The following is a 21,980-nucleotide window of genomic DNA, read 5'->3' on the forward strand; positions in this document are numbered from 1 at the left end:
GTTTTATATAGCGTCGGCGGGGCCGATTCAGGCGTTTCGGGTCACGATCAAATGAGCAGCATCATCAACCTCGCCGGTCCAACCGGGCAGTATGACGACGGTCGTGTCTTCTTGTTCGACAATGGCAGGGCCGATCAGACGGCTGCCAATGCCAAGGCTGTCGCGTGTATGCACCGCCGCCGGATGGGCCGCGCCGTTCCAGAACAATTGGCGGCTTTGCGTGGCGCCAGTGCCGGAAACAGCGCCGGGGACAGTACCGGATGCAGTGGTCAGGGCCTGTCCATTGCCCTCTTGCCGCAGGGGCACGACATGGCCGGTGACGCGCAGACGGATGGCTGTGATCTCGACATCCGCATCGGGGTCGCGGAAGTGATAAAGACGCTCATGCGCAAGGTGGAACCCCTCGACAAGGGCTGCGGCATCGGGCGCGCCGACAAGCGGAACCGACAGGTCAAAGGCCTGCTTGTGATAGCGCATGTCAAAGGTCACAGCGATAGCGTGGCCGGTCAGAATATCCCCCTCGCCTGCAACCCAGGCCGCGGCCTCGGCGGTCATATCGGCAATGGCGGCGGCAAGTGCGGGGGCGGCATCCCCTTGCATCAGATTATAGCTGCTGGATCGCACATAATCGCGTTTCACATCCGCCATAATCGCCCCCAGCGCGCAGAATGTGCCAGGGCGCGCCGGCACCAGAATCTGCGACAGGCCAGCGCTTTCGGCGATCAGATTAGCCTGCGTCGGCCCTGCGCCACCAAAGGGCAGCAGCGTAAAGCTGCGCAGATCCTGACCGCGCTGCGCGATATTCTTGGCCATCTCGGCGGTCATCACGGCGGTGGTGACACGCAAGGCCGCCTCGGCCGCGCGGGCGGCTCGGGTCTCACCTGCGGGCAAGCCGATCTTGGCGCCAATCCCGTCCAGCGCCGCGCGCGCGGCCGCGATATCCAACCTCATCCGCCCGCCGACAAAGCGGTCGGGATCAATGAATCCGCTGACCAGAAAGCAGTCGGTTACAGTGGGCGCTGTGCCGCCACGGCCATAGCTGACCGGCCCGGGGTCCGCCCCCGCCGAAGCCGGCCCGATTTTCAGCACGCCATGCGGATCGACCCAGACGATCGAGCCGCCACCCGCCCCGATTGCCGAGACATTGACCACCGGCACGATGATCGGAAAATCACCGATATGGGTGCGGTTTCCGGTTTCGGGCTGGCCGTCAGACACGACCGACATATCCGCAGACGTGCCGCCCATATCGACCGTAATCACATCCCGCACCCCCGAGGCCCGTGCCGCAGCCGCGGCCGCCACCACGCCAGATGCAGGCCCCGACAGCAGCGTATCAATCGGGCGCGCCGCCGCCGTCGCAAGGCTGAGGGTGCCACCATTATTGGCGGTGATGTAAATCGGCGCAGCGATGCCAAGTCCCGCGACCCGGGTCTGCAAGCGGTTCAAATAGCTGGTCATAATCGGCTGCACATAGGCGTTGATCAGCGCCACCAGACCGCGTTCATATTCACGCTGTTCCGGCCAAACCGCAGCCGAAGCCGTGACTGCAACCTGCGGCATCCGCGCGGCAAGGCGATCAGCCAGCGCAATTTCAACATCGGCGCGGCGGTGCGAATGCACCAGCAACACCCCGACCGCGTCAACGCCTGAGGCGATGAAATGCGCGGCAATCGCGTCCAACGCATCTTCGGTCGCTTCGCCCTCGACACTGCCGTCGGGCAAGATGCGCTGGCTGACTTCGGCGATCAGGCGGCGCTTGACCAGCGCCTCCTCTTTGGGAACCAGATAAGAAAAGGCGCTCGGCATATTGCTGCGGCCAATTTCCAGCACACCGCGATGCCCGCGCGAGACAACAAGGCCAAGTTTCGCACCGCGCCGTTGGATAATCGCATTCAGCCCAATGGTGGTGCCGTGCACAATAAGCTGCACATCCTGTGGCCGCTTGCCAGCCCGCGCCAACAGCTTTGGCAGGCCCAGCTCGACCGAGGCCGACGGGTCGCTTGGGACACTTGGTTCCTTGAAAATCGTCACCGCGCCGGTTTCGGCATCAGCCAGCACAAAATCGGTAAAGGTGCCACCCACATCAATGCCAATCCGGCATCCACCTGTAGGCGCGTGAAACGTCAGATCGTCCATATCAGGCTATTTCCGCAGTCAGAGGAAGAATGTCGTCCAGCACCTGCACCGCGTGGCGACGCAGGGATTCGGTCTGCTCAAGCGCGGCGTTCAGATCCGCATTGCCATCCGCCAGCGCCGGCAAAATGCGTTCAAAGATGCGGCGCCGGATTGTATGGCGGCTGGGTTTGCGCAGCGCATAAAGGCGGCGGTTCATGTCCAACATAAAGGCGTCGTCGAACACGGCCTCCCACAGCAGCCGAAAACGCCCGAAGGTGAAAGGCTGCACGGGCAACGGCCCGCGCGCATCGCGCCGCACCAGCGTGGCGGCCAGATCAATGGTAAAATCCGCATTCAGCGCAACGCCATAATCACGCCACGCACCGTCGCGGGTCACAAAACCGTCCAGCACATCCTCGCGCACGGCGGCGGGATCGCGCAGGAACGGATCGCCATAACCGCCGCCGCCCGGCATCAGCAAGGTCAACGTGTCGCCGCGATCCAGCACCAATTCGTGGATTTTCGGCACCGGGCGCTCGCCGGATTTGCCCTTGTTCAACACCGCCTGCAGCGTTGCACCCGCATCACCGCCGAATATGCCCCATGGGGGAAAGCGCAACCGCTCCATCCCGCGCGCCAGCACGACACCGCCATCGACGCTCGAGCGGATGGTGATCATCTGCCCTACGCCGCCGCGCCATCGCCCTGCACCACCGCTGTCGGGGCGGATATCATATTCGGTGATCAGAACCGCGCTTTCCACCTCGACCGTTTCCACAGGATGATTGCGCATATTGTTCAGCGAGTTATCGCGCGCATCGACGCCATCGCGCCCGTTCAGCGCCCCCATGCCCGATCGCATCGGCTGGACCACTTCGACGCGGCGGCTGCCATCGTCCATCACCTCGGCAAATGAAAACGGCACCATAGTGCCACCGGGTGCGGCGGGCATCAGCTCCGGCACCGCCTGTATCAGCGCGCCGCCGGTTGCATCAAACAGGCGATAGGGCGCCGCGACGCGCAGGTTCACTGCATCGGGGAATTCCGCATTCAGCACGGTGCCGGGCGGGTTTATCATGGAAATATTGCGATAGATCCCCGCGTTTTTCGGAATGTCCGGATCATGCGTGGTGATGAATCCGGTCAGGCGAAAGGTCAGCCAATACATCCGCTGGCCCGCCGATGGCACGTTATACGCCGTCTTGACCTGCGGATCAGTGCCGCTGACATCCAGCGTCACGTGACCATCGTTCACCGTCATCTTTAAACGAATGCGCACCGGAATGCGCGAGACCATATCGTCGTCCATATAGTCCCAGAATTCATAGCTGCCGTCGGGAATGCGGCGCAGCACAGCGCGGGCGCGGCTTTCGGCATAGTCCTGTACATCGCGGATATAGCTGTGGAACGGCTGGGGGCCGATCTGATCGATCAATTCCGCCAGACGCGCCTCGCCCAGGGCCAGCGCACCGGCCATTGCCCGCAGATCGGCGACCACCATATCGGGCACGCGCGAATTCATGCGGATCATTTCGAACAGATCTTCGTTGGGCTGACCCGCGCGGAACAGCTTCAGCGGCGGAATGCGCAGCCCCTCTTGAAAGATCTCGGTCAAGGCGGGCGACATTGACGACGGAACGCTGCCGCCCACATCGGCGAAATGTGCAAAGGACCACGCATAAGCGACCAGCTTGCCATCATGGAACAGCGGCCGCAGCAGGTTCACATCCGGCAAATGGGTCGCCAGCCCGCCCGAGCGGTAGGGATCATTCGTCGCCACCACATCGCCCGGCTGCAAATCGGGAATGGCATCGATCAATGTGCGATAATTGCTGTCGACCAAAAACGCGAAAGTGGCCGAGGGCGGATAGGCAAAAACATTGCCCTCGGTATCCAAAATGGCGGTCGCGAAATCGGCCGCCTCTTTCACATAGGCCGAACGCGAGGCCCGCTGGATCGCGAAATACATCTCATCCGCAACGGCAGAGAGCTTACGGCTTATGATCTCTAGGGCAACTGCATCGCGGGCCATAGGGTCCTGTCTCCCAAAAATGTAATTCAAATATGCATTTCATTTTCGAGCGATCAAGCATGTTGTCAGGCGCGGTGCCCGCGATTGCACATTTCAATGCAAAATAAGATCAAGAATTACGCAGTCGCTTTGTTTCGCAGAATGGAAATTCTACCACTGCGCGCGCTGGCGGGCCGAATCAACGTCCCGATAGCGGTGTCCCCGCAGAGGCCGCCAGAAATCCCTGGGCGGCAAAGGCGACCAGTTCGCGCACGACGGTTTCCACCTCGGCGTCGCGCTGGGTTTCGGCAAGGCGGACGATGCGGTGGATGCTGGGCGACAGATCTGCCAGCACGAACATCATCGCGCCGCGCGTGCAATCATAGCGCCAGATAATTTCCTTGCGCGAGAGATGCGGCAGCATTCGACCCAGCGCGTCAATGAACCGTTCGTGGATTAAGTCATTGTCTGGAAACGAAATATCATCAGGGGCCGAGGGGCTGAACCGCGCCTGCAATAGCAGGCTCAGATGGGCGACACCCTCGCCCGCGCCGGTTCCCAATTGCACCATCGGCCGGATCATCGCCTCGAGCAACGTATAAAGGGCGGGCTGCTCGCCGGCCAGAACAGCGGCTTCGTATTCTTGCAGCGCAAGCGCGCGTGCGGCATTCACCTTTTCCAGCAGGCGGCGCAAAACATGCCGGAACAGCTCGTCCTTGCTGCGAAAGTAATAGTTTACCGCCGCGATATTCGCCCCGGCCCTGTCGGTGATTTCTTTTAGGGTCGCCCCCTCGAACCCGCGTTCGGCAAAGGTGATCGTTGCCGCCACCAGAATGCGGCCATGGGTATCTGCGGATTGATCGGTTGCTTCGATAGGCTGCACGCCGGTCTCCGACTGACTATTTTGATAGAATCTTAGTCTGCTGCGGCGGAATCGACAACTCTCTTCTTGCACTCAATTCAAATGCATATTTCATACCGTTAATTGACATTTTACGAGTGATGGACAGTCCGATGCCCCCTTCCACCCCCGCCAAAGACCCTCTGCCGGACGATGTGGTGGACCTGTTGGTGCTGGGTTCGGGCTGCGCGGCGCTGACGGCGGCGCTTCATGCGGCAGATGCAGGCCTGCAGGTGACGGTCTGCGAGAAAACCAATCGGCTGGGCGGCACAAGCGCGATGTCTGCGGGCGGCATCTGGGTTGCGGGCAACCATCTGGCCGCCGCGGCCGGGATCGCGGACGATCTTGATGCGGCCTTTGACTATGTGAAAGCGATCGCGCCGCCCGGATTTGACTATCCCGATCACTGGCGCGCGATTTTGCAAGCCGGCCCACGTATGCTGCGGATGTTAGAGGATAAAACGCCGCTACGCTTTCGCCTGACCGGCGAGCCTGACCCCTATATGGATATCAGCGGCGCCCGCGCGCAAGGTCGGATGCTGTCTGTTTTGCCGATCAGCCGCCTGCGGGCGGGGCGCGATGCGCTGCGGGTGCGCGGCTCGACCCTGCCCGAGGTTTTCACCTATCACGAGGTGCTGGAAACCGATCTGTATCACAAGCCGATCGCGACCACGCTGCACCTGCTTCCACGCCTTTTGCAGCGGGTCCTGACCCTATCGGCGGGCAAGGGCACCGGGCTGATGGTGGGAATGGTCGCGGGCTGCAAAAAGGCGGGGGTCACCTTGCATACGCGCACGGCGGCAGAGGAGCTGATCGTCAAGGACGGCCGTGTCATCGGGGCATGGGTGCGGCGCAACGGTCGCCGCATCGCCATCCACGCCCGGCGCGGCACGCTGATCGCAACCGGCGGGTTTGAGTGGAACGCACAGATGCTGTCGGAATTTTTCCCCGGCCCGGTGCAATTTCTGGGGTCTTCCGCTGGTAATACCGGCGACGGACACCAAATGGCCGCCGCTGTTGGCGCGGTGCTGGATCATATGGATCAGGCCAATGTCACCGCCGCAATCCCGCGCCGCTATGAAGGGGCGATCCATGGTATGCCCGTACCCTATCATGCCGAGGAAAACGCCATTGTCGTTAATCGGCACGGTCAGCGGTTTTGGGACGAATTGCAGGTGAACCTGGGCGAGGCATTGGTGCAGCGCGATGCACGCACCAATCAACCCATTGAATTGCCAGCCTTTGTCATCACGGATGCGCGCTATCTGAAAAAGCTGCCGCTGGTGCAGTTTTTTGCGCGCAACGTGCCCGGCTGGATGGTCAAGGCCCCGACATTAGCCGCATTGGCGGCGAAAATTGGCATCGACGCCGAGGCGCTGCAGCAAACCGTCGCCCGTTATAACCAGTTTGCGCAGACCGGCCTTGATGCCGATTTCGGACGCGGCAAGACCCGCGCGCATCAAAAAGCCGACAAGCGCAAACGCGCGGGGCTAGAGGCCATCACCAAGGCCCCCTTTATCGCGATCAAATTCAATCCCTCGATCATGACAACCAAGGGCGGCCCGCGCACCGATGCCCGCGGCCGCGCCCTGCGCGCTGACGGCAGCGTGATTGCGGGGCTGTATTGTGCGGGGGCGGCGATGGCGAACCCGATCGGCACGCGCGGCGTCGGCGCCGGTACAACCCTTGGGCCGTTCATGGCCTGGGGCTATGTCTGCGCCGAAGACATCATCAAAGGCTAGATCCGCGCGGCGGATAGGATCGCGATGCGATGCGCGATCCGCTCGATTGCCTCTGCGCGGGCAAAGATTGCGGAAAGAACATCCCAGCCGCCGATCACCTCTCCAAAAGCGGCAAAGCCATGGCCATCGGGGTTGCGGCCACCATGTTCATCCAGCGACGCCAGATCGCCGCCCATGCAAAAGACATAGGCATGACCGGCTGTGCCAATCGCCCGCCGCGCCATCGACAGCGTGCCGCGCCGATGGCTGAGGCCGGTCTGATCCGTGCCCTCATGCGCGATGGGTGCAAGGGGGCTGATCTCGTCAAAGGTACGTCCCCATTGGATCACCTCGATCGGATGGGTCGTGCCCTCCGGCTGGTTCTGCGCCGTCACGATGCGATAGATCGTTGTGCCTGCCAGCAAGCCTTGGTCGACATAGGACAAAAAAGCGGCGGATGAGAGCGGCGCCGCAGCGTCATCCACTGCGACCACCACCGCGCCGCAGGCCGTATCAATCCGCACACGGATCATCACCGCCCCCGCGCGCGGCGCAGGAAATCCAGCACGCCCGGCCAGACCTGTTCATTCGCCTGCGCATTGGCGGCAGCCGTGCCGCCATTCGTGGACACGACGCCTGAAACCGGATGTTTGATCACAATGTCTGTCGCGGGGACATAGGGAAAGACGATGGCATGGCCCGCGTCCTGAAAGCGCATCCGCTCGACCTGACGACCGGCGGCGCGCATTGTTTGCTCGACCAGATCGCAGTGATAGTCCGTCGGCCACCAGCCATCATCAGTGCCGTGGATCAGCAGGACGGGGGTGGTGATATCCTCGACCCGAATGCGGGCGCGCAGATAGGCCTCATGGTCGGCCATCGCGGTTAAGGTGGCATATTCATGGCGCTTGGGTTCCGGCCCGTCCAGATAGGGGGCATAAGTGCCGGTGCGGTTGCCGTCCCACAGATGCGGCAGCGGCCTGCCATCCAGCGTCCATGTCGGGGCCAGCCGCCCGCGCGCGGGATCACCCGCGCTTTGCGCGCTGTGAAGGCAGGACGCAGGCACATAGGCCATCGTGGCCGAGACCCGGTCAGGATAGGTCGCCGCGATCAGCAACACCGCCTCGCCGCCGCGCGACTGGCCGGTGATAGCGACGAAATCATCCGCAGGTTTGATCCGCGCGCGCATCCAATCCAGCGCATCGCGAAAGTATTCCAGCGGCAAGTCATTGATATAGCGTGGACGCCCCGGCGCGTTGAATACCGCAAGGGCAAAGGCCGCATAGCCCCGCGCGGCATATAACGCGGCGCGCGGCTCGTTCATGCCGCCGCCCGAGCCGTTCTGCACCATCACAGCCGGATGGGGCCCCGCACCTGCCGGCAGATACAGCACACCGACGATACCATCCTCGTGAACCTCGTGACGGGTGACGCCTGCGGGCATCAGAATTTGGCGCATCTGTGCCGTGGCCTGCCCATCATCAGTCGTCGCCGTAAGGCTTGTGACCACATCTGCGACCGAGGCTGCGCCAGTGGCCTCGGTCGCCGGCGGCGCAATTTGCACCTGCGACCAGATCAGCCCCATTGCAGAGGCGCTGCCATAGCTGCCATCCAGCGGCGCGTCGCGGGCGGTATCGACCATCCCATCGGGCCCGCTGCGAAAACGCGCCTCGGCTTGCCATTGGCTGCCACCCGCGCGGGTCGATGTCGCGCGGATCACCACCTCGGCCCCGGCGGGCAGGCCCGTGACGCGGATCGCGCGCGCGACATCAATCAAATCAACAGCAGGGGTGACGGTGATTTCCATTTTAAAACGCCACGGCTTGTCCGTCTTTGCGGGGGTCCGAGCCTGCGACATAGCCTTCCTCGCCCACAACGATCAGCTGCGCGCCGCCAAAGCCGAAGACAGCATCGGGGCTTTCAATGATAATGTCATGCCCCAGCGCGCGCAGCCCCGCGACCAGCTCTGGCGGGAATGTGGATTCGACGGCGACTTGGCGCCCCTCGACCACACGCCAGCGCGGCGCATCGGCGGCGGCTTGCGGGTTTTGACCATAGGCCAATACGCGCACCGCCATTTGCAAATGGCCCTGCGCCTGCATCGGCCCGCCCATGACGCCAAAGGACATCAGCGGTGCGCTGCCGTCCGCTGTGGTGGCAAAGCCCGGAATAATCGTATGGAACGGGCGTTTGCCCGGCGCGACACAGTTCGGATGGCCCGCCGTCACATTGAACCCCGCGCCGCGGTTTTGCAGGCTGATGCCGGTGCCATCGACCACGACACCCGATCCAAAGCCCATATAATTCGACTGGATGAACGAGACCATCCGCCCCTCGGCATCGGCCACTGTCAGATAGACGGTACCGCCGGGGCGCGGCGCGCCGTGACCGGGCAGGCCCGCAGAGTGCGGGTCGATCAGCGCGCGGCGCGCGGCAAGATAAGCCGGCTCGAGCAGCGCCGCCGGGTCGAATTCCATCGCATCCACATCGGCGATGAAGCGATCCGCATCGGCCAGCGCCAGCTTTGTCGCCTCGATCATCAGATGGGTCGTCTCGACACTGTCGACGCCCTGCGCCTCGAACGGCAAACCGTCCAGCAGACCCAGCGCGATCAGCGTCGCAAGGCCCTGCCCGTTTGGCGGGATTTCCTGCACGGCGGCGCCGCGAAAGCGCTGCGACATGGGCTCCACCCAATCGGCGCGATGCGCATCCAGATCGGCCAGCGTCATCGCCCCGCCATGCGCCTGCGCGTGATCCACGATCTTTTGCGCCAAGGCCCCGCGATAGAAACTTTCACCGCGCGTGGCGACAATATCTTCCAGCGTGGCGGCCAGCGCGGGGCGGCGCACCACTTGGCCGGCTTTGGGGGCGGCGCCACCGGGCATGAATTCGGCAGCAAAGCCCGGCTGGTCTTTCAGGCGGCGCGCGCCATTGGCCCAAAGGGTCGCGATCACCGGCGAGACGGCAAAGCCATCGCGCGCATAGCGGATCGCGGGCGCTGCAATGACCTCCAGCGGCAAGCGCCCATGCGCGCCATGCAGCGCGATCCACCCCGAGACGACACCAGGCACCGTCACCGCATCCCATCCCAGCGGCGCAATGCCGCCCTTTTGGGTGAAATAGTCCGGTGTCCACGCCGCAGGCGCGCGCCCCGAGGCATTCAGCCCCTGCAGCGCCTGCCCGTCCCAGACCAGCGCGAATGCATCCGATCCAACGCCGCAGCCGGTCGGCTCGACCACCGTCAGCACCATCGCCGCGGCAATGGCCGCATCCGCCGCCGTGCCGCCCTGCTGCAACATCTGCAACCCCGCCTGCGCCGCCAAGGGCTGCGAGGTCGCAACCACATTGCGCCCCAGCACGGGGCTGCGGCGCGAGGAATAGGGAAGATCATAATGCATCGGGCGTTCCTTGGCTGTCTGGCCCGACAGTGGCACGCTCAATTATGCATTTCAAATGCAAATTTTATAAAAGCCCTCTTGCGACCGCGATCCGCAAGAGGGCTTTAGCCGTCAGAACAACCGCTGACACCAGCCATGCGGATCAGGCGCACGGCCGAACTGGATATCGGTCAGCGCGGTTTTGATCCGGGTCGTAATCGCACCAGGGGTGCCGTCGCCGATCTGGAAATTGTGATTGTTGCCCTTGATCTCGCTGATCGGGGCGACAACGGCGGCGGTGCCACAGGAAAACGCCTCGACCAGACGGCCGCTTTTGGCATCCGCCATCCACTGGTCCATCGCATAGGGCGCCTCGTTCACCTGATACCCCATATCGCGCGCAAGGGTGATGATACTGTCGCGGGTCACGCCCGGCAGGATGGTGCCGGTCAGCGGCGGCGTTTGCAGCGTGCCGTCATCGAACACAAAGAACACGTTCATCGCGCCCAGCTCCTCGACCCAACGCCGTTCAATCGCGTCGAGGAAGATGACCTGATTGCAGCCTTGGCGCAAAGCCTCGGCCTGTGCGGGCAGGCCGGCTGCGTAATTGCCGCCGCATTTCGTCTCGCCGGTGCCGCCAATCGCCGCGCGGGTGTAATCCTCGCACACCCACAGCTTGATGGCCTGTGCGCCGCCCGAAAAGAACGCGCCAACCGGCGCGGCGGCGACGCAATAGAGGAACGCGCCCGAAGGATTGGTCGCAAAGGTTTCCTCGGTGCCGATCATGAACGGGCGCAGATAAAGTGACGCGCCATCGGCGGTCGGAATCCAATCGCGGTCGATCTGCGAGAGCGCGCGCACGGATTCCACAAACAGATCCACCGGCAGTTCGGGCATCACCAGACGCTTGGCGGAATTGGCAAAGCGGCGGGCATTCGCGTCAGGGCGAAACAGTTGCGCACCGCCATCAGGCAGGCGATAGGCTTTCAGCCCTTCAAAAATCTCGACCCCGTAATGCAGGCTGACGGCGCTGGCATGCAGTTGCAGGGGCTTGAGCGCCTCGATCTTGGCATCGTGCCAGCCCTTGTCGCGGCTATAGCGGAGGGTTGCCATGTGATCGGTAAAGACGCGACCCCAGGCCGGGTTTTCCATCTGGGCGGCGCGCGCATCATGCGAAAGCGGCGCCGGGTTTGGCGTGATGGCAAAGGCCCCGTGTTGTTCAATATCCATAACCAGCGCGTCTTTCTTCCTCAGTTCCACAGGGCGAAGCCATATCTACAGCGGTGTTTCGTTGCAAACCCTTGTCCCGTGGTCACAGGGCTTTGCCGTCAAAATCACTGGCGGCGTGACGCTCGCGCAGGGTGGTGGACGGATCGCCCGGCGCGCGATTGACCATCACGCCGCGTTTAACCGCAGGGCGGGCATATAGATCGGCGGCCCAGCGTTGGACATGGGTGTAATCCTGCACCGACAAGAATGCGGCGGCGTCATAGGCCAGCCCGCGCACAAGGCCGCCATACCATGGCAGGATCGCCATATCGGCAATCGTATAGCTGTCACCGGCAATAAAGGGGCGATCCGCCAGTTGACGGTCAAGCACGTCCAACTGACGCTTGGTCTCCATCGCATAGCGGTTGATCGCATATTCGATCTTTTCCGGCGCATAGGCATAGAAATGGCCAAAACCGCCGCCGACAAAAGGGGCCGAGCCCATCTGCCAGAACAGCCAGGACAAGGTCTCGGCCCGCGCGGCGGGATCGGTGGGCAGGAAGGCTGCGAACTTCTCGGCCAGATGCATCAAGATCGCGCCGGATTCGAAAATGCGGATCGGCTGATCGCCACTGCGGTCCATCAGCGCGGGGATCTTGGAATTGGGGTTGATCGCGACGAAATCAGAACCGAACTGCTCGCCCTTGCCGATCTCGATCAGCCAGGCGTCATATTCGGCGCCGGTATGGCCTGCGGCCAGCAGCTCCTCGAACAGGATCGTGACTTTTTGACCGTTCGGCGTGCCCAGCGAATACAGTTGAAACGGATGCGCGCCGATGGGCAGTTCTTTGTCATGCGTCGCGCCAGCGATGGGGCGGTTGATCGACGCGAAAGCGCCGCCATTGCCTGCCTGCCATGTCCAGACTTTCGGGGGGGTATAGCCGGTCATTGTCCGCTCCTGTTGATCCGCTGTGTCGCGGCGGATGTTAGGAACGGGTGGCGACAATGACAAGGCAGAGGAAGGGCCGCAGGCGCGTTGCCTGCGGCCCGTCTGTTTACTGGTCCTTACCCGGCCAGGTCACCAGATAGGTCAGTCCGGTGACGCGGGTGGCAAGGGTGGCATCCTCGGTCAGTGCCAGCAGGGCGGTGGGCTCTGCCGCAAGGGACAGCATCGGCACCCCATCGACCGTTTCCAGTGCCGAAGTCGGGCGCGGCGGCGCATTCGCCGCGCGCTGTGCGGCATAGATCGCGGCCTGTTCGGCATCGGCGGTGCCCACGGCCTCGCGGAACGCGGCATAATGCGGCGTACCAAGGTCATCGACCGTCCACGATCCGGTGGGCGCGCGCGGCAGGGGCGGCGCAAGACCTGGGTCTGCGGCACCGGCCAGCACGACTTCAAGGCCGGTGATGGCCGCGTTGCGCTGCCACGGCGCACGCTCTGGCGCGGCGATCTGGTCGAACAGGGCGGCGACTTCCTCCGCCGTGCCGACGCGCGTCAGACCCGTGACGGCGGTTGTGATCGCATTGGCGATGCCGGTATTCGGGGCTTCCACTGCAAAAAGGGCGGCGATCAGTGCGGGCACATCCGCATCGGGCACGCCCGACAGCACCGCATCCAGCGCGATGTAATTCGCGCCATAAGCCGCGATAATGTCGATCATCGCGTCCAGACGATGCGCATCATCCAGCGCGCCCGAGGACGCCGCCAGCTGATATTGCACCTGCCAGTCATTATTGGTGTTGCCGATCAGACCAAGGAAAGCGTCGGTGACCTGCTGATCGCCGCTGGCCATCAGCGCCTCGGACACGCGCAGACCGGCGGCGCGGATATCGCGGTCGCTGGAGGCAAGCGCCGCCAGCGCGATTTCCGTATCCACCGCGCCCAGACCGTCCAGCGTCCACAGCGCATGCAGACGGCCAAGCGCCGAGGGGCTGTCACTGAACAGCGCGCGCAGCGCGGGCACCGCATCTTGCTTTTGCTGCACGACGATCAGACGCTGGGAATGGTCGCGGTGCCAGCCGTTGTCATGGGCCAAAAGCGCAACCAGATCATCGGTCGACAGCGCGGCCAGATCCATCACTTCGCTGGCCGTGCCAGATTCGTGGCTCAGGCGATAGACACGGCCATTCGCGCCATGCGTCTCGTCCAGATCATGCGTCTCGATCCAGTCGTTCAGGTAGTTGGTGATATAGACCGCGTCCTGCACGATGCCATGATAGAGATCGAGGACATAAAGCGCCCCATCCGGCCCCGTCGCGGCAAAAACCGGGCGAAAGCGCTCCTCGGTCGAGGTCAGGAAATCGGCGCCCTCATAGGCTTTGCGCAGATGCATGCCGGTGCCGGTGTCGAACAGGCGGCTCATCGTCAGCAGATGGGCGGCAGGCTCGGGCACGAAAACGCTGCCATAATCCTCGGGCGCAAGGGCGGTGCCGCGATAGGTGGCAAGGCCGCCCGCAGCCGTCAGTTCGATCAGCGCACCGCGCTCGTCCAGCATACCATCGACATAGCCGCGGTTGATGCCGGGAGTCGGGCGGATCGGCCAGACGCGGTTCGCGTCGCGGCTGGGGCCACCGACCCATTCATGGTTGCCGCGATTGCGGGTAAAGATCGTGCTGCGGCCATAATAGGTGTCGGGGACAAAGCTCATCGACGGCGCGGCAGAATTGCCCTGACGCAGCAGACGGCCCTGATCATCGGCGGCCACGCCCCATTGGGTGATGGAAATGCCGCGCTCGACGTCAAAACCCTCGCCGTTCCAGCGATAGACCTCGTCAAGGTAGGCGTTGTAGATCCGGTTATCGATGTTCCAGAACATGCCGTTGGGGTTATGTTCGATCGAGCCGCCAAGCCCGCCGTAATTCCCCTCGGTCAGCGCTGTTTTCACATCGGCGACGTCATCGCCGTCGGTATCCTCAAGCAGCCAGATATTGGGCGCCTCGCCCACAATCACCTTGCCGGGCTCCAAAATCAGCAGCGCACGCGGCAGCACCAGCCCCTCGGCAAAGACCTTGCGGCTGTCCAAAACGCCATCGCCGTCCGTATCCTCGAGGATCACGATCGAGCTGCCGGGCGTGGCCGAGGTCAGCTCATCCAGGTTCAGCATAAAGGTGGTTTCAACCACCCACAGCCGGCCTTGGTAGTCCCATTGCATGACGATGCCGTCGCCCAAAAGCGGCTCGGTCGCGATCTGCTCTAGCTGATAGCCGGGGGGCAGATAAAAGGTGTCCATCGACTCTTCGGGCGTCATATAGCCGTAGAAATCGGGAAGCGGCTGAAAGGCCGGGGGCCAATCCTGGGCAAAGGCAGGCGCGGCCAGCAGGGCAGAACTGGCCAGTAGTGCGGCGCGGCACAGGCTATGTCGTGTCATGATGATCTTCCTTGATGGGGGCGGCTATTGCCCGAACTTAAAGGGTTCAAGTTCGGCCGCCGTCAGCGGGATCGGCGTATCGCCGGGGGTCATACCGTTTTGCTCGGCCATAAAGGCCATGATGGTCGACACTTGCGCATCGGTCAGGGTACCGATGGCATTTGCTGGCATCGTCGCTTGCAAATAGGCGTGGTATTCCGAGGCCGGACGATCCAGCCAGCCAAAGGTGTCGCCCGACAGCGGCGGCGCGGCGAACCCCTCGAGTTGCGCGCCATGGCAGGCGGCGCAGAGGTTCTGGTAATTCGCGCCGCCGCCGATGGACTGAGCCTTGGTAAAGGGCAGCGGCTGCAGATCCTGGGCGGCCAGCGGGGCCGCAAAAATCACCAGCGACAGGGCCGCAACCTTTGAACCCGCAGCGTTGAGAAAGCCGTGGAACATGGGAGTATCCTTTCACGTTTGGTCGTAGCGTTGCCCGCCTCTCGCGGGTTTATTCCTTTCCTTCGAAAGGTTTGCTTGCACCCGTTGCCTTTGCGGGGCGTCTAAAGATTTTCGACATCATGCGTCCAAAGGCCGGGATGCTCATCAGCACCGCCAGCAGGATGATCAAGAACAGCACAAGGCTGATGGGACGCGTAAAGAAGGGCGTCAGATCACCGTTCGACAGGCCCAGACCGCGGCGCAAATTCGTATCCAGCAGCGGGCCAAGGACGATGCCCAGCACCATGGGCGCGATGGGGAACTTCAACTCGCGCAGGACAAAACCAAAGATCCCAAACCCAAGCATCACCCAGACGTCGAACATCCGCTGCGAGATCGCGAACGAGCCAACCACGCAAAGCACTGCGATCACGGCCATCAGACGCTCTTGCGGGATGCGGGCGATATTGTTGAAAAGATTGGTCAGCGACAGGCCAAAGAACAGGTTGGCAAAGGTCGCAAGCAGCAGCATGGCGACGACCTGATAGACGAAAAGCGGGTTTTCGATCATCAGCATCGGGCCGGGTTTGATACCGTGGATATACATCGCGGCGATCAGCACAGCGGCGGCGGCAGAGCCGGGAATGGCCAGCGTCAGCGTCGGGATCATCGCCGCCGAGACAACCGAGTTATTACCGGTTTCCGCAGCGATCAGCCCTTCATGGCTGCCTTTGCCGTATTCCTCGGGGTGTTTCGACAGCTTTTTCGCCGCAGCATAGGATGTCCATGCGGCCACATCTTCGCCGACGCCGGGCACGATGCCGACACCGGTGCCGATCAGGCCCGACCGGATGATCGTGCGCCAATGGGTGAACAGCTCGCCCATTTTCGGGATCACGCGGTCATTCACCGGATCAAGACGGATGGTGTTGCGCGCCTTCATCTGTGACAGGATTTCGGCCATGCCGAATGCGCCAACCATGGCCGGGATCAGGTTGATGCCGCCCGACAGCTCGCGCATGCCAAACGTGAACCGCTGATAGGCGTGCAGCGCCTCCATCCCGACCATCGCGATCAACAGGCCCAAAATACCCGAGATGTAACCTTTCAGCGGCGAGTCGCTGCCGCTGATCTGGCCCGAAATCACCACTCCGAACGCCGCCAGCCAGAAATATTCATAGCTGCCGAATTTCAGCGCGGCCTCGGACAACAGGGGTGCCAGCAGCGCCAGAAAGATGACCCCGACCAGCGTGCCAAGCGCCGATGCGGTGGTGGCAAGGCCCATCGCCAGACCCGCGCGGCCCTGCTGCGCCAGTGGATAGCCGTCCAGTGTCGTGGCGGCGCTGGCGGGGGTGCCCGGGATATTGAGCAAGATCGCCGTGCGCGAGCCGCCGAAAATCGCGCCTAAGTAAACGCACATCAGCGTCAGGATCGCCTGTTCCGGCGCCATCCCATAGGTCAGCGACACCAAAAGCGCGACGCCCATCGTCGCCGTCAGCCCCGGCAGAATCCCGATGGCGATCCCCAGCAGGGTCGCCCACATGATATTGAAAAGTCCTTCGAAAGTCAGGAATGTGGCAATCCCCTGACCCAGCATCGCAAGTCCGGAAAACATGATGCACCTATGGCAATCTGACGAGGAAGAGTTCGGCGAACAGATAATAAATCGCCGCTGACGAGCCGACCGCGGTGATCGCGGCCCACATAAAGACGCGGCCCATCGGGGGACGCGGGCGGGCCAGATAGCCCTCCATCATCAGAACGAAGGCAAACATAAAGATCCCGGACGACGCCCAGAACGGCATCCGGCCGATCATCACCAGCGTATAGATCAGGATCATCACCAGCGCGGCAAACACGCGCAAACTGGCACGGGTGCGGAAGATGGCAAAGAAATCCGCCCAACTGCCCGGCCCCATCAGCCGCGCGGCGCGCAACGTCAGCAGCGCCCCCAGCACGGTCAGCACGATCCCCAGCATCAGCGGCACAACACCGGGCGCGGTCGCGGAATGAATGCGGCGCTGTGCAAGGTCGGGCATGATGAACGCGAAATAGCTGACCGCAAGGCCAAGCAGCGTGAAAAAGATTGCAAGTAAAAGGTCTGCGCGGCGTTGACCGGCCTGCGCTTTGTCGTCGGGGGTCATATCCATGATCCTGTGCTGGATACGCCGAGGGCGTGATCGCCCTCAGCGCAAAGCGTTACGCAAAAGCGTTAGGGGCGGCCGGTTTCGATCCCCAGTGCGCAATCCACGCCGATCACGCTGGGATCATTGACCGCATCCCCGCGTGCCACTGCCGCACAGGATTGCGCGACCACCGTGGCCGAGACCATCTCGCGCGCCTCGGCGCCATAGGCCGGGCTGTGCAGCGCACCGGCGGTTTCGGCATAGGCCTGCAGCTCGGTCGAGGGCATGACCGTCTCGGCCCAGATCTGGTCAAGGCGGGCCACGACCTCGTCCGGCACGCCTTTGGGCACCAGAATGCCAAAGTAATTATAGGCGATGCGGGTTTCGGGCAGCCAGTCGGTGACCGGCGGGATCGGATCGGCGCCGCCAATGACCAGCGGTGTTTCCGACAGAACCGCCAGCGGCCGCAGACGGCCACCACGGATCAATTCGGCCTGCTCGCCCGCAAGCTGCGAGGTCATCGCCGTCTCGCCCGAGGCGGCGGCGATGGTGGCGGGGCCGCCGCCTTCATAGGCCACAAGGTTATATTCGAAATCGCCAGCGGCGGCCAAAGTGGCAATCGCCGTGCCACCGGCCGAGCTGACGCCCGCGGTCGCAACGCTGATGCCGCGCCCTTCGCTGCGCAGGGCTTCCAGCAGTTGACCGAAATCCTGATAGGGGCTGTTCGCAGGCACGCTGATCACCGGCACGTTCGCAACGCTGAGGTAAAGATGCCAGTCGTCGATGGTGCTGCCCTCGATCAGGCCGGTGACGGCATAGGTTGCCGCATCGGCGATACCGGTGGCCAGCAGGGTCTGTCCGTCGCGGGCGGCATCCAGCACGCCCTGCGTGCCGATCGCGCCCGAGGCACCGGGCTGGTTGACGACAACGACGTCGACGCCCAGGGCCTGCGACAGCAGCGGCGCGGTCACGCGCGTCACCTGATCGGTCGCGCCCCCTGCCCCCCAGGGCACGATAATGTTGATGACACCGTTCGGCGTCCAATCCTGCGCCTGCGCGCCACCGGCAAAGACGGCGGCCGCAATAATCGCGCTAAAGGCTGTGCTGCGTGTCTTCATGTCATTCCTCCCAGAATGAAGTCTGAAGTTGAGTGCGACCTCCATCACACTGAACTTGAATACTAGCATACCATTACTGTATGTTTACATCTGAAAGCGCGTGCTGCAATCCCTGATTTTCGGCTTTTTGCAATAAATCGCGCAGGGCATTATGCTAGCACGCACCATGCGACAGAAGGGTTGAATGATGGTCAGACGACCAGAAGGCGTTAAAGAGATTGAAGAAATCTACCGCACAGCGCTTGAGGGACTGCAGATTGACTTCAGCCGGGTCATGGGACCGCAGATCTATGATGTGATGCGAAAGCTGGTGGTGCAAAACAGCCTTGCCCCCGGAACCCCGATTTACGAGGCCAAGTTTGCTGAGATTCTAGGCGTTAGCCGCACGCCGCTGCGTGCAGCTTTGCAACAGATGGCCAAAGAAGGGCTGATCGAGACCCGCCCGCAGGTGGGGTCTATCGTCGCACCCGTCGATCCGGAAAAGATCGTCTCGGCCGTTTTTTGTCGCAGCGCGCTGGAAACGGCGGTGGTGCGGCGTCTGGCCGAGCTGCCGCAATTTGATCCAAAGCCCTTCCGCCGCATCCTTGCCGCGCAAGAGGATTTCAGCTCGCGCGATGATTACATCGGCTTTTTCGAGGTGGACGAGGCCTTTCACGCCCAACTGGCCGAAACCGCTGGCGTGCCCGAGGCCTGGCGCCTGATTCTGTCGAATAAAACCCATGTCGACCGCGCACGCCTCAGCCTGCAAAGCGCGATCCCCGGACGCGCGGCGGTGGCTTACCGCGAACACCTGGACATTATGGCCGCGCTGGAAAAGGGCGAGCCCGAATTGGCGGCGCAATATATGGACAAACATGTCCGCTCGGCGTTGGACATCATCTAAGACGGTTGCAGCCGCCCCCTGCGGGGCGGCTGCGGCAGATTTTAAGGCGTGCCGCAATCTTACGGCGTACCGGTGATATAGGCATAGCTTTCGCAAGCCGAGGTGATGCCATCGGGTTGCGGCTGGTCATTTTCGATAAAGAAATACTCGGCCCCGGCCACCTCTGCCTGCGCAAGGATGGTGCCAAAGTCGATAAAGCCTTGGCCGACGGTCGCAAAGGTGGTCGTCTCGACGCCGTCTGTGGTGACGGTCTGCGCGTCCTTGACGTGGAACGCCGGGAAGCGACCGGGGTTCGCCGCGATCAGATCCAGCGCATTGCCGCCGCCAACCTCGGTCCAATACAGATCCAGCTCGAATCCGACGGTTTCGGGATTCGTTTCGGCAAACAGCACATCCATACCGGTGCGCCCATCGGCCAGCGCCTCGAATTCCCAACCGTGGTTGTGGTAAAGCGGCATGATCCCCGCTTCGTTCAGCGGGCCGCCGGCGTTGTTCAGAATTTCCGCAAAGGCAAGATATTCCGCCTCGGTCTGGGTCGCGCCTTCGGCCGGGCGGGCCCCGCTGATGCGGACATAGCTTGCGCCCACGGCCTGCGCGGCGGCGATGACCTGATCCAGACGATCGGTCAGATCAGCACCGCTGACCCCCAGCGAGGGGACGGCAAAGCCAAGCTCGCTCGACATGGTGACGATGTCGCTGACAGGAATCCCCTGAAAACTCGCGACGCCGCCATCAAAGTTCGAGAATGAGAATTCGATATTCGGAATACCGCAGGCCGCGACAGCCTCCACCGCGCCGCGTGCATCTGCCGCGATCTGATCGCGGATGGTAAAGGCAACAAGGCCAATGCGATCAACCGGGATGCCCAGATGGGACATTTCGCTCGATTGTGCAAAGACCGGCGTGGCCATGACGGCAATCGGCGCAGCGCTTGCCAGAATCAGACCTCTGATTGCGTATTTGAGTTTCACAACACCCTCCTCAGAATGTGATAACTAGGATACTAGAATTCGAGTCGCCTCAAAGCGCAAGCTTTTCCTGCATCCGTTCTACTCAATCACCAGATTATTGCGCGGCGCAGCGCCGATCAGCGCCTCGCGGCCACCGCGCAAGATGGAATTGCCCTCGTGCAGCTGGGTCTGGTCAATCTGCATCCCATCGATCCAGTCGCTTTCCAGCATCTGCCCCGAGCGACCATAAACCTCGAGCGCATTGGCATAGGTCACTTTGCGGATCGCCTCCTCGGCAACGCCATATTGCCGCGCCAACGCTGCGGTTTTCGGCACGGCCAGCGGGTCGGAAATGCCCCAATCGGTCGCGGAATCCAAAATGACCTGCGCGCCGCCATAGCGTTTGAGCAGCTCGACCATGCGCATATTGCCCATCTTGGTCGAGGGATAGATCGAAAACGCCGCCCAATAGCCGCGGCTGATGACATCCTCGACCGTTTCCTCGTTGTTATGGTCGATCACCACCATATCGGGCGCGATCCCGTGTTCGCGGCAGACATCCATCGAGCGCAACGTCCCCTTTTTCTTGTCGCGATGGGGCGTGTGGACCATGACCGGCAGGCCCAGATCCTTGGCCAGCTCCAGCTGCGCACGAAAGTATTTGTCTTCCAAAGGCGTTTGTTCGTCATAGCCAATCTCGCCAATCGCGACGACACCCTCTTTCATCGCGAAAGCGGGCAGGATCTCCATCACGCCTTCGGCCAGTTCAGGGTTGTTCGCCTCTTTGGAGTTCAGGCCGATGGTGCAGTAATGACGGATACCGAATTGCGCCGCGCGAAAGCGTTCGAAACTGACGATATGCGACAGATAGTCGATATAGGTGCCAACATGGGTGCGTGGCTGGCCGATCCAGAACGAAGGCTCGATCAGCGCGACGACACCGGCGGCGGCCATTGCCTGATAATCATCCGTCGTGCGCGAGATCATATGGGCGTGCGAATCAATGAACATGTCTTCCTCCAAGACGTCAGATCAAATGGGCCCAATCGGCAGCGCTGACACTGCCGGGGATGTCGTATTCTTGCTGGGCCAAACGCGCCGCCTGACTGCCCTGCAGCGGCGCCAGCAGATCGCGGCGGGTACCGTGCAGATAGGGGGCGACACAGCGCCAGACCTGCACATCCACCGCCCGCCCCGCCGCGCGGCGCTCGGCAATATGGTCGAACAGCGTATCCGCCAGCGCAGGGTTTCGCCGCGCGTCTAGGCCCACGATGGGCGTCAGCGAGGATGAGATGAACAGCGCTTTCAGCACCATATGGTTCCAGCGGTGTTCATCGAACCGCCGCTGCGGCAGCGGTGAATGATGGGCGATCGCCTCGAACACCTCGCGGATGGAACTGCGCAGGCCCTCGCCCAACTGCCAGTCCAGCGCGGCATCATAAGGCAGCAAGGGCGCCGCGCGATAAAGGCTGATCAGCGCGCCGCCATCCGCCGTGCGGCAAAGCGCCTGCATCTGCGCGCCATCCGCGCCGCCACTCAGCAGCAGATAGGCCCGCCCGGCATCGGCCAGCGTCCAGTCCGCAGGCCGCCACCCCGCCAGCAGATGATCCGCCGCCGCAAGCTCTTGATCCGTCAGCGCAAGGGGCGCTTTGCCCAGACGCCTGCCCTGCTTTGCCAGCGCAAAATCAAGGCTACCGCCGCCCTGCAAGCTGTCAACAGGCACCCCCCGCGCCTGCAACCACCCCGCAAGCAAGGTGCAAGCATCCTTCGTCATGACTAGA

At 62.6% G+C, this 21,980-nt stretch carries 18 protein-coding genes; 2 read left to right on the forward strand and 16 right to left on the reverse strand.

Features of this window, described 5'->3' with window-relative positions; all coding sequences use genetic code 11:
* Positions 1–27: 27 nt before the first annotated feature.
* The 3 genes from KVU_RS14590 to KVU_RS14600 form a co-directional block, all read right to left on the reverse strand.
* Positions 28–2,139, reverse strand: coding sequence for a hydantoinase/oxoprolinase family protein (locus tag KVU_RS14590; protein WP_013368527.1), 2,112 nt, complete (start codon positions 2,137–2,139; stop codon positions 28–30).
* Between the two features lies 1 nt (position 2,140).
* Entirely contained in the window at positions 2,141–4,150 is a 2,010-nt protein-coding gene (locus KVU_RS14595; protein WP_014538267.1) for a hydantoinase B/oxoprolinase family protein, read from the reverse strand.
* A 178-nt stretch (positions 4,151–4,328) separates the two neighbouring features.
* On the reverse strand, positions 4,329–5,012 hold the full coding sequence (locus KVU_RS14600) for a TetR/AcrR family transcriptional regulator (protein WP_013368528.1): 684 nt from the start codon (positions 5,010–5,012) through the stop codon (positions 4,329–4,331).
* A gap of 131 nt (positions 5,013–5,143) precedes the next feature.
* Between KVU_RS14600 and KVU_RS14605 the strand changes: the two genes are divergently transcribed.
* Complete coding sequence (locus KVU_RS14605; protein WP_013368529.1) at positions 5,144–6,772, forward strand: FAD-dependent oxidoreductase; 1,629 nt, start codon at positions 5,144–5,146, stop codon at positions 6,770–6,772.
* On the opposite strand, the gene KVU_RS14610 is transcribed toward KVU_RS14605, so the two are convergent.
* The 10 genes from KVU_RS14610 to KVU_RS14655 all read right to left on the reverse strand — a co-directional run bounded on the left by KVU_RS14610 (position 6,769) and on the right by KVU_RS14655 (position 18,366).
* Positions 6,769–7,284 (reverse strand): peptidylprolyl isomerase, encoded by a 516-nt coding sequence (locus KVU_RS14610; protein WP_014538268.1) that lies wholly within the window; start codon positions 7,282–7,284, stop codon positions 6,769–6,771. The genes KVU_RS14605 and KVU_RS14610 overlap by 4 nt on opposite strands.
* Positions 7,284–8,609 (reverse strand): acyl-CoA thioester hydrolase/BAAT C-terminal domain-containing protein, encoded by a 1,326-nt coding sequence (locus tag KVU_RS14615; RefSeq protein WP_014538269.1) that lies wholly within the window; start codon positions 8,607–8,609, stop codon positions 7,284–7,286. The genes KVU_RS14610 and KVU_RS14615 overlap by 1 nt, the downstream gene beginning before the upstream one ends.
* On the reverse strand, positions 8,560–10,149 hold the full coding sequence (locus KVU_RS14620) for a gamma-glutamyltransferase family protein (RefSeq protein WP_013368533.1): 1,590 nt from the start codon (positions 10,147–10,149) through the stop codon (positions 8,560–8,562). The genes KVU_RS14615 and KVU_RS14620 overlap by 50 nt, the downstream gene beginning before the upstream one ends.
* A 111-nt stretch (positions 10,150–10,260) precedes the next feature.
* Positions 10,261–11,358, reverse strand: coding sequence for a branched-chain amino acid aminotransferase (locus tag KVU_RS14625; RefSeq protein ID WP_014538270.1), 1,098 nt, complete (start codon positions 11,356–11,358; stop codon positions 10,261–10,263).
* An 82-nt stretch (positions 11,359–11,440) separates the two neighbouring features.
* The gene (gene yghU, locus KVU_RS14630) at positions 11,441–12,286 is read right to left on the reverse strand and encodes a glutathione-dependent disulfide-bond oxidoreductase (protein ID WP_013368536.1); all 846 of its coding nucleotides are present in this window, start codon (positions 12,284–12,286) and stop codon (positions 11,441–11,443) included.
* Positions 12,287–12,392: 106 nt separating this feature from the next.
* Positions 12,393–14,705, reverse strand: a complete 2,313-nt coding sequence (locus KVU_RS14635) for a DUF7133 domain-containing protein (protein WP_013368537.1) — start codon at positions 14,703–14,705, stop codon at positions 12,393–12,395.
* A gap of 24 nt (positions 14,706–14,729) precedes the next feature.
* Positions 14,730–15,143 (reverse strand): c-type cytochrome, encoded by a 414-nt coding sequence (locus tag KVU_RS14640; protein WP_013368538.1) that lies wholly within the window; start codon positions 15,141–15,143, stop codon positions 14,730–14,732.
* A gap of 49 nt (positions 15,144–15,192) precedes the next feature.
* On the reverse strand, positions 15,193–16,737 hold the full coding sequence (locus KVU_RS14645; protein ID WP_013368539.1) for a tripartite tricarboxylate transporter permease: 1,545 nt from the start codon (positions 16,735–16,737) through the stop codon (positions 15,193–15,195).
* Positions 16,738–16,744: 7 nt separating this feature from the next.
* Positions 16,745–17,266, reverse strand: a complete 522-nt coding sequence (locus tag KVU_RS14650) for a tripartite tricarboxylate transporter TctB family protein (protein ID WP_014538271.1) — start codon at positions 17,264–17,266, stop codon at positions 16,745–16,747.
* Positions 17,267–17,334: 68 nt separating this feature from the next.
* Complete coding sequence (locus KVU_RS14655) at positions 17,335–18,366, reverse strand: Bug family tripartite tricarboxylate transporter substrate binding protein (protein ID WP_013368541.1); 1,032 nt, start codon at positions 18,364–18,366, stop codon at positions 17,335–17,337.
* 184 nt (positions 18,367–18,550) lie between these two features.
* Between KVU_RS14655 and KVU_RS14660 the strand changes: the two genes are divergently transcribed.
* Positions 18,551–19,249, forward strand: coding sequence for a GntR family transcriptional regulator (locus tag KVU_RS14660; protein ID WP_013368542.1), 699 nt, complete (start codon positions 18,551–18,553; stop codon positions 19,247–19,249).
* Between the two features lie 59 nt (positions 19,250–19,308).
* On the opposite strand, the gene KVU_RS14665 is transcribed toward KVU_RS14660, so the two are convergent.
* From KVU_RS14665 to KVU_RS14675, 3 genes are all read right to left on the reverse strand, one after another.
* Complete coding sequence (locus KVU_RS14665) at positions 19,309–20,220, reverse strand: sugar phosphate isomerase/epimerase family protein (RefSeq protein ID WP_013368543.1); 912 nt, start codon at positions 20,218–20,220, stop codon at positions 19,309–19,311.
* 78 nt (positions 20,221–20,298) lie between these two features.
* Positions 20,299–21,210, reverse strand: a complete 912-nt coding sequence (locus KVU_RS14670) for a TatD family hydrolase (RefSeq protein ID WP_013368544.1) — start codon at positions 21,208–21,210, stop codon at positions 20,299–20,301.
* 16 nt (positions 21,211–21,226) lie between these two features.
* Entirely contained in the window at positions 21,227–21,973 is a 747-nt protein-coding gene (locus KVU_RS14675) for an EboA domain-containing protein (protein ID WP_014538272.1), read from the reverse strand.
* Positions 21,974–21,980: the final 7 nt, after the last annotated feature.

The sequence above is a fragment of the Ketogulonicigenium vulgare WSH-001 genome (assembly GCF_000223375.1).
GTDB classification, from domain to species: Bacteria; Pseudomonadota; Alphaproteobacteria; order Rhodobacterales; family Rhodobacteraceae; genus Ketogulonicigenium; species Ketogulonicigenium vulgare.